The sequence below is a fragment of the Streptomyces mayteni genome, from assembly GCF_054783955.1.
On record NZ_BAAGPR010000179.1, the window covers coordinates 1 to 9,464 of the forward strand.

Consider the following 9,464-nt stretch of genomic DNA (forward strand, 5'->3'; position numbering starts at 1 on the left):
GGCGCGCGCTCCGCGCGGGTTCGCCCACCCGCCCGTACCTCGGCGCTTCGCGCCGGAAGGGCGGGCCCTGACGGGCCCAGGCCGGCCCTCGGCGCGGGTGCCCCCGCGCTCCGCGCCCCACCACGCTTCGCGCTGGCAGGCCGGGCCCTGGCCGGCTACGCCGCCGGGGACAACGCCACCGGCTCTGCCGCCGGACCGGCGCCCGCGCCGGTGGCGCGGGCGCCGTGCGGAGCGGCTCCGCCGCCACCGTGCGGCTCCGGCGCGGGGTTCGCCCACCGGCCCGCCCCACCTCGGCGCTTCGCGCCGGAAGGGCGGGCCGGGCGGCCCTGCCCCGCAGGCCGGCCTGGCCGGCCGGCGGGGCGCGTGCCCCGCGCCGGGTTTCCCCCACCCACCCCGGCCCTGTCCGCGCTTCGCGCGGCCGGGCGGACACTCCGCACGGAAGCTCCACGGAGTAAGACAAGTCTGATCCCGCCGTGATCGCGCGGGATAGGGTGGCTCGTCTCAACACAGTGCGCGTGTTATGGCTGGAGCAATCGTGGACGGGGTGCAGTTCCGGCTCTTGGGACCCGTCGGCGTCTGGCACGCCGGGCGGCAGATGGGTCCGGTCGAGGCGCGGCAACGGACGGTGCTGGCTCTCTTGTTGCTGGACGCCGGCCGCGCCGTGCCGTCGCGGCGGTTGGAGCGCGCGCTGTGGTACGACGCGCCGGTGGAGCCCGCGGCGGAGGCCGTGCGCGGGCATGTGACGCGGCTGCGGCGGTTGTTGGAGCCACTCGGGGGGCCCGAGCTGGCGGACTCGCCCGAGGGCTACCGGCTGTTGGCGCACCGCCGGCAGGTGGATCTGTTCCGGTTCCGGGAGTTGGTGCGCCGGGCGTTGGCCGGGGATCGGGATCCGGAGCGGGCTGCGGCGCTGTTGCGGTCGGCGCTGGCGTTGTGGCACGGCCCGGCGCTGGCCGACGTGGCGGGGCGCTGGCTGGCCGAGGAGGTGGCCCCCGGGCTCGAGGAGGAGCGGCTCTCGGCGGTCGAGAAGCGCGCCGAGTTCGAACTGTTGTTGGGGCGGCAGCAGGAGGTGGCCTCCGAGCTGCGCACCCTCGTGACGCAGCACCCGCTCCGCGAGCGGCTTCTGGTGCTGCTGATAGCCGCGCTGCACCGCAACGGCGCGCGGGCCGACGCGTTGGCCGTGTACCGGCGGGCCAGGGAGCGGTTCGCCGAGGACCTCGGCATCGAGCCCGGCGGGCAGCTGCGGCGGACGTACGAGGCGATCGTGGCCGACCGGGAGCTGCCGCTCGATCTGATCGGCGAGGAGTTCAGGGCCGGCCTCAGCGGCGGGGCGCCGCCCCCGGAACCGACCCCGGTGCCGCGCCAACTGCCGCCGGACACCGAGACGTTCACCGGCCGGGACGAGGAGCTCGCCACGCTGGACGGGATGTTCCCGGCCTCGGGGCCACGGCCGTCGGGACGGGCCGCGGTGTGTGTGATCACCGGCGCCGGCGGCATCGGCAAGACCGCGCTGGCCGTGCACTGGGCGCACCGGGCCAGGCGGCGGTTCCCCGACGGCCAACTCCACGTCGACCTGCTGGGCTTCGGCCCGACCCAGCTGGCCAGGCCCACGGCCGAGACGGTGCGGCTGTTCCTCGACGCGCTCGGCGTGCCGCCGCAGCGGATACCCGTGTCGGTGGAGGCGCAGGTGGGCCTCTACCGGAGCCTGATGACGGGCCGCCGGATGCTGATCCTGCTGGACAACGTGGCGGACTCGGACCAGGTGCGGCCGTTACTGCCCGGGGCACCCGGCTGTCTGGTGCTGGTCACCAGCCGGGTGGAGCCGACGGCGCTGGTCGCGGCGGAGGGCGCGCGGACGCTGCCGCTCGACGTGCTGTCCGCCGCGCAGTCCCGGGAGTTGCTGCTGCGCCGGCTCGGCGCGCACCAGGTCGCGGGGGACGACGAGCACGCGGTGGGCGACATCGTCTCCCAGTGCGCCGGGCTGCCGCTGGCGCTGGCCATCGTCGCCGCCCGGGCGCAGGTGCGGCCCGGCTTCGGGCTGCACGCGCTGACCGCCGGGTTGGAGGGGACGCCGGCGGGGCTCGACGTGTTCGACGGCGGTGACCCGGCCACGAATGTCCGCACCGTGTTCTCCTGGTCCTACCGGGCGCTGAGCCGGGAAGCCGCCCGGCTCTTCCGGCTGTTGGGGCTGTTGCGCGGGCCCGAGATCTCGGTGTCGGGGGCCGCCAGCCTGGCCGGTCTTCCGGTGCGGACCACCAACCGGCTGCTCGCGGAGCTGAGTCGGGCCCACCTGGTGATCGAGCGGTCGCCTGGCCGCTACGGCTGGCACGACCTGCTGTGGGCGTACGCCCGGGAGTTGACCGAGGCGCAGGACTCCGGCGTGGAGCGGCACGAGGCGCGGCACCGGCTGCTCGACCACTATCTGACCAGCGCGAGCATCGGCGGCGAGTTCCTGGACGAGCACCACCGGATTCCGCTGGTCCCGGCGCCGCCGCGGCCCGGGGTCACGCCGGCGCGGATCACCGACGAGGCGCAGGCCCGGGCCTGGTTCGGGCGCGAGTACCCGGTGCTGCTGGCCGCGATCCGGCAGGCGCAGCTGCTGGGCTTCGACGCGCACGCCTGGCAGCTGGCGTGCGTGCTGCGCGGCTACCTCACCCAGCAGGGGCGCCTTGAGGACCAGGCGACGGCGCACCGGATCGCGCTGACCGCGGCGGGCCGGCTCGACGACCCCAACGCCAGGGCGCACGCGCACCTCGGCCTCGGCCAGGCGCTGTTCCGGCTGGGCTCCGACGCCGAGGGCGAGGCCCAACTACGGTCCGCGCTTGAGCTGTTCGGCCAGACCGGCAACGTGATCGGGCAGGCCGTGAGCCATATCTACCTGAGCATGCGGCTCGAACGCGAGGGCGACCACGTCGCCGGGCTGCACCACAACGAGCAGGCGCTGCGGCTCTACCGGCAGGCCGGCCACCGGGCGGGCGAGGCCCGCAGCATGAACAACATGGGCTGGTTCCACGCCAAGATGGGCTCCTACGAGCGGGCGTTGCGCTGCTGCGAGGAGGCGCTCGACATCCAGCGGGAGCAGGGGAACCTGGCCGGCGAGGCGGCGGCGCAGGACAGCCTCGGCTACATCCACCACCTGATGGGCCGGCACGAACGGGCCATCGCCTACTACGAACAGGCGCTGCGCTTCCGGCGGGACGCGCGGCGGCTGCCCGCCGGGCTCACCCTGAGCCGGCTCGGCGAGGCGCAGCTGGCGGCCGGCCGGCGCGCTGCCGGTCTCGCCACCCTGCGGCGGGCGCTCGAACTGCTCGACGAGCTGGCGCCGGCCGAGGCCGGGCCGGTGCGGGCCAGGATCGCCGAGCTGACCGCCGGGTCGAACGACGAGGAGGATTCGGGCGGTTGAGCCGCCAAGGGGCGGGCCCGGGACGACATCGCGGGTGCCGGCCCTGCTCAGTGGCGGCTTCGCGGGCTACATTGCTCGCCATCGACACCTGCCGGGGCGCGAACGGAGACATCGTGGACGGCGACGGGGACCGTGTGGAATTCCGCCTCCTGGGGCCCGTGGGGGTATGGGCCGGCGGCCGGCTGCTGGGCCCGGCGACCGCCCAGCAGCGGACGGTGCTGGCCACCCTGCTGCTCGACCCGGCCCGGGTGGTGGCCATGGACCGGTTGGTGACGGCCGTCTGGGGGGCGACGCCGCCGGCCACCGCGCGGAACGCGGTGCAGGGCGTCGTCTCCCGGCTGCGGCGGCTGCTGGCGCCGTTCCCCGAGGTCGAGTTGGCCACCTCGGTGCGCGGCTACGCGCTGCGTACCGATCCGGACTCCGTCGACCTGCACCGCTTCCGCCGGCTGGCCAGGCGGGCGCGTGGCGCCGCCGTCGCCCCCGAGGAGGCCGCCGAACTCCTGGGCGCCGCCCTCGGGTTGTGGCGCGGCCGGGCGCCGCTCGTCGACGTGGCGGGGCCCTGGCTGCCGGACGCGGTGGCCCCGGGCATCGAGGAGGAGCGGCTGGCGGCCGTCGAGGCGCTGGCCGCGGCCGACCTGGCGCTCGGGCGGGACGCGGCGGTGGTCGCCGAGCTGTCCCCGTTACTCCCGGAACACCCGCTGCGGGAGCGGATGGTGAGCCTGCTGATGGTCGCCCTGCACCGCGGCGGACAGCGCGCCGAGGCGCTCGACGTGTTCCGCCGGGTGCGCCGCAGGTTCGCCGACGACCTGGGCATCGAGCCGGGAGACGAACTCCAGCGGCTGCACCGGGCGATCCTCGCCGACCAGGAGACGCCCTGGCCGCCCGCGGGGGCCGGCGACCGGCCGCCGGCCGCCACACCAGGCGCCGGGGCGGTGGCCCGGGTGCCGCGTCAACTCCCGGCGGACACCGAGGCGTTCACCGGCCGGCGGGCCGAGCTCGCGGCCCTCGACGGGCTGTTGCCGCGCCAGGCGTCGGCCGGCGAGGCGGGCGGCACCCCGGTGTGCGTCATCACCGGCACCGGCGGCGTCGGCAAGACCGCGCTCGCCGTGCGCTGGGCCCACCGGGTCAGGGAGTCCTTCCCCGACGGCCAGCTCTACGTGAACCTGCTGGGCTTCGGCCCCGGCCGCCCGGCCAGGCCGCCGGCCGAGGCGGTGCGGCTCTTCCTCGACGCGCTCGACGTGCCGGCGCAGCGGGTACCCGCCTCGGTCGACGCCCAGGTCGGCCTCTTCCGCAGCCTGCTCGCCGACCGCCGGATGCTCGTCCTGCTGGACAACGCGCTCGACTCGGCCCAGGTCAGGCCGCTGCTGCCGAACTCCCCAGGCTGCCTGGTGCTGGTCACCAGCCGCAACGAGCTGACCGGCCTGGTCGCCGCCGAGGGCGCCAGGCCGCTCCCCCTCGGTCTGCTCTCCGACACCGACTCGAGGGAGTTGCTCGAACGCCGGCTCGGCCGCGGCAAGGTGACCGCCGAACGGGACGCGGTCGACGACATCGTGGCCCGCTGCGCCGGGCTGCCGCTGGCGCTGGCCATCGTGGCGGCCCGCGCCGGCTCACGGCCCGCGTTCCCGCTCGGCGCCCTCACCTCGGGCCTCGACGACGACTCGGGCCCCGGGGAGCTCGGCTCGCTCGACGTGTTCGACGGCGGCGACTCCGGGGCCAGCGTGCGCACCGTACTCTCCTGGTCCTACCGGGCGTTGACGCCGGCCGCCGCCCGGCTCTTCCGGCTGCTCGGCCTCGCCCTGGCCCCGGAGATCTCGGTGGCCGGCGCCGCCAGCCTGGCCGGGGTGCGTCCGCGCGCCGCGCATCTGCTGCTCTCCGAGCTGACCAGGGCCCACCTGGCGTGGGAGCGGTCGCCAGGACGGTACGGCTGGCACGACCTGCTGTGGGCCTACGCGGAGGAGCTGGCCCTGGAGCGGGACGACGCCGCCGAGCGGCGGGCGGCGCTGCACCGGCTGCTCGACTACTACCTGCACGCCGCCAACCTGTGCGACCAGCAGCTCGACCAGTACCACCGGGTGCCGATCGCCCTGCCGCCGCCGCGCGCCGGGGTGACCGTGCCGCGGGTCACCAGCGCCGCCCACGCCGTCAGGTGGTTCCTGCACGAGCACCAGGTGCTGCTGGCCGCCATCCGGCACGCGGCGCGCCACGGCTTCGACGACCACGCCTGGCGACTCGCCGGCGTCAGCCGGGGGTTCCTCTCCCAGCACGGCCACTCCGAGGCCCAGGCGGCGGCGCACCGGATCGCCCTGGAGGCAGCGGCGCGGCTCGGCGACCCGCGGGCGCTCGGCCACGCGCAGATCGGTCTGGTGCAGGCGCTGATCAGGCTGGGCGACGACGCCGAGTGCGAGGAGCGGCTGCGCACGGCGTACGAGCTGTTCGGCGCGGCCGGCGACCGGGTCGGGCAGGCGCTGACCCACATCTACCGCAGCCTGCTGCGGGACCGGGCCGGCGACTACGCGGCCGGGGTGCGCCACAACGAGCTGGCGATGCGGCTCTACCGGCAGGCCGGCCACCGGGGCGGCGAGGGCCGGTCCATGAACAACGTCGGCTGGTTCCAGGCCCAGTTGGGCAGGTACCGCGAGGCGCTGGCCAGTTGCCAGGCGGCCCTGCTGATCCACCGCGAACTGGACGACGGCCCGGGCGAGGCGGCCACCCTGGACAGCCTGGGCTACATCCACCACCGGCTCGGCCACCTCGAGGAGGCCGTCGACTACTACCGGCGGTCGCTGCGCGGCCGGCACGACTGGGAGCACGCGCTGGCCGCCCGCACCCTGGGCCGGCTCGGCGAGGCCCAACTCTCCACCGGCCGGCTCGCCGAGGGCCGCGAGACGCTGCGCCAGGCCCTCGCCCTGCTGGAGGACCTGGCCCCAGGCGACGCGGACGCCGTACGCGCCCGCATCGCCGAACTCGACGGCGCGGGCGGCGGCGTCGGCGACGTGGGGCGGCCCGCCTAGGGCGTGTCCGTAAAGTCTCGTCGGATCAGCCCGCGGCGTCAGACGCGGTGCTCCCCCAGACTTCGTCCGGGAGGTGCCCCCATTCGCTTCCCGCAAGGCGCCGGATCGCAGCTCATACTTGGCCGTATTCGCGCGATTCGGTAACGCAGCGAGGTGCCGTGTTTGGGGGCACCTCCCAGGCCGCCAGGCCTGGGGGAGTCGCGGGCCCGGCGAGACTTTGCGGACATGCCCTATGCTCCGGGTTGGGCAGCCGGTGTCGGCCGGCGGCCGGCGATCCGGCGCGCCAGCTCCCAGACGGCCAGCGCGATCGCGAACGCCTCGGCCCCGAGCAGCAGCCCGGCGCAGAGCAGGCTGTACCAGAACCGGCCGGCCAGCGGTCCCTCGGCAAGCCCTTCGGCCGCCCACACGAGGTACTCGACGAACACCGGGATCAGCAGCGAGAACCAGGCCGTCACCCCCAGGAACCCGGCCAGCCACAGCCAGCGGAACCACCGCCCGACCCGCAGGTCCGTCTCCGAGGAGGCCGCCAACTCCTCGGCCTGCTCCTCGCTGAGCCGGCCGAACGCCCGCCGCAGCAGCAGGGACTTGACCCGCCACAGGTTGTGGCAGCCGAGCGCGTTGACCAGCACCGCGTACAGGTCGGTGCGCAGGAAGACCATGGACTGCCACAGCATCTGGACCACCTTGACGAACACCCAGGCCGCCAGCAGCGAGTCCACCGTGCCGGGCGGCGACCAGGCGCCGACGTCGATCGCCAGCCGTCCGGCGAGCAGCGCGGCGAGCAGCACCGAGTCGACGGCGAGCCCGCCGAGCAGCGGGCCGTAACGCTGGCGGCGCGGCACCGTCCACAGCTGGGTCAGGTCGGTCTCGAAGACCAGCATGATCATGCGGCGGTCGATCCCGAACCGGGTCTGGATGCCCAGCGCCCTGGCGGCCAGCCAGTGGCCGCACTCGTGGCTGGCGGCCGCGAACCACACGAAAGGCACCCAGGCCAGCGCGCTCACGCCGATGTCGTCGAAGGCGAAGGCGTCCTCACCCGGGTCCGGCACGAGCCCGGGCCTGACGACGAGCACGCCGACCGCGAAGAGCAGGCAGGCCGCGTAGACCGCCCACGCCACCGGGCCGAAGAAGGGCCGGACGGTCTCCCGGCGGATCGCGGTCATCCACCGCCGCGCCTGGATGGGCGCGTTCTTCGCCGGCTCCGGCAGGGCCTCGTCCGCGCCCTCGCCCTCCTCGGCGAGGAAGCCCAGCTCGCCCAACGTCTCGACGAAGGAAGGGACGTTGACCGGCTGGCCGGCGAACGCCTCGGCCTCGGCGGCCGCCTCGTCGACGGTGGCGCCGCGCCGCAGCGCCTCGATCACCACGCCGCCGACCGCCGGGATGGTGACGAACGTGCCGGTGGCCGGATCGCCCACCAGCACCTCGTCGTCGCCCTCTGGCACCACGCTGAGCGGCCGCAGCCGCACCGTCGTCGTCATCGACGCTCCGGGGAGTCGGCCGGCGCCAGCGCGCACACCGGGCAGTCCGGGTTCCTGGTGAACGGCTGCCAGCTGGGCGCCAGGCCCTCGCGCAGGTCGAGGACGATCCGGCCCCCGGCGGCGCGCGGCGGCTCGAAGCCTGTCAGGTGTCGCTTCGCCTCGAAGGCGACGAGCGAGCCGATCAGGGTGGCCATCGGGCCGGTCAGCGGGTTGCTCAGCTCGATCTTCTCGGCCAGCCGCAGGGCGGCGCCGGCCGAACTCCCCGGCGCCGGACGGTCGGCGGCGTCACAGGCCAGACAGGGCGTGCGGCCGGGGATCACCGACTGGTACATGATCTGGGACGGCGTGCCGCCACCCCCGACGAACGGCACGCCGGCGCGCACGGCGGCCTCGTTCACCCACAGCCCGGCGTCCGGGTGGCCGTCCACCCCGCCGGCGATCAGGTCCACGCCCTCGGCGAGGTCCGCCAGGTCGCCTGGCCCCGAGATCCAGCGCTCGACGGCGCGGACCTCGATGGTCGGGTCGTACTCCCGCACCCACTCGGCGGCCCGCTCCGTCTTGGCGCGGCCCACGTCGCGGTGCCGGTAGAGGAACTGCCGGGCGAAGTTCCTGGGTTCGACGCGGTCGCGGTCCACCAGCGTCAGCCGCCCGACGCCGAGCCCGGCCAGGCACTGCACCAGCGTGGAACCACCGCCGCCGACCCCCAGCACCAGCACGTGCGCGGCCCGCAGCCGCCGCACGAACTCGGCGCGCGGCCGGTCGAGTCCGGCGTAGGCGCCGAAGAACGACAGATTGGAGAAGTGCCGGGCGTCCGCCGTCGGCTCGCCGAGCCAGCGCCCCTCGGCGTCCTCCACCAGGCCGAGCGAGTCCAACCCGGTGAGGCCGTCGGCGACTTCGGCCTCCGTGACCGCGAAGCCGCGCGCCACGAGCGCGGCACTCAACTCGGCGGCGGTCCGCGCCGCCCCGCTCAACTCGTCGAGCAGCGCCGCCACCTGGCCCGTCGGATCGCCCAACGTGACCGCCTCACGGGCGTCGCGCACCACCAGGAGATCGTCCCCGACGGTCTCCCACACGCACTCCTTCAAGGTGACCCGCATCGTCTCCCCGTCGAGCCGAACGAACGAATTTACGAACGTCGCGAAAGAAGAACCGCGGGGAGGGGGAGCACCACGGCCAGGTGCCCCGCCCTCCCCGCGGAGGCCGTCAGCAGACGGTGTCAGTGGCTCAGGTGGCCGGGTTCTGGGTCGCCTTGACGGCCTCGACCTTCTTGACCTTGATCTCCATCTCACTGCCTCCTCGCTGAAAGGGGAACGGCCCGGGTTACCGCCCGGCGTGAGCCGGGGGTGAGAACCGCTGCGGCCTAGCGTGGGGGGCGCCGCTGATTCCCCACTGACCCCCGGCTGATCCGACCGCGGGTTCCCCCCCACCCTCCCCCAGCTAACGCTGGGCGGTGCCCCCACAAGCCCTTTCTCGCGCTGCGCGCGGGGGTGGCCTGCGGCCGGCGCGGCCCGCCCAGGGGCCGGCCCGGCGCTCCGCGCGGGGCGCGTCCGCGCCGAGGCGCCTGCCGGGTGGCGG

4 protein-coding genes are annotated in these 9,464 nt (G+C 75.5%); 2 read left to right on the forward strand and 2 right to left on the reverse strand.

What is annotated here, in order from left to right:
* Positions 1–520 precede the first annotated feature (520 nt).
* A complete protein-coding gene (locus tag ACYVPE_RS37880; RefSeq protein WP_461038387.1) occupies positions 521–3,400 on the forward strand; it encodes an AfsR/SARP family transcriptional regulator in 2,880 nt (959 codons plus the stop codon).
* A 158-nt stretch (positions 3,401–3,558) separates the two neighbouring features.
* Entirely contained in the window at positions 3,559–6,411 is a 2,853-nt protein-coding gene (locus tag ACYVPE_RS37885) for an AfsR/SARP family transcriptional regulator (protein ID WP_461038388.1), read from the forward strand.
* A 230-nt stretch (positions 6,412–6,641) separates the two neighbouring features.
* Here ACYVPE_RS37885 and ACYVPE_RS37890 read toward each other — a convergent pair whose 3' ends face one another.
* Together ACYVPE_RS37890 and ACYVPE_RS37895 are read right to left on the reverse strand one after the other, a co-directional pair.
* Entirely contained in the window at positions 6,642–7,889 is a 1,248-nt protein-coding gene (locus ACYVPE_RS37890; protein WP_461038389.1) for a hypothetical protein, read from the reverse strand.
* Positions 7,886–8,986, reverse strand: a complete 1,101-nt coding sequence (locus tag ACYVPE_RS37895; RefSeq protein WP_461038390.1) for a HesA/MoeB/ThiF family protein — start codon at positions 8,984–8,986, stop codon at positions 7,886–7,888. The genes ACYVPE_RS37890 and ACYVPE_RS37895 overlap by 4 nt, the downstream gene beginning before the upstream one ends.
* Positions 8,987–9,464: the final 478 nt, after the last annotated feature.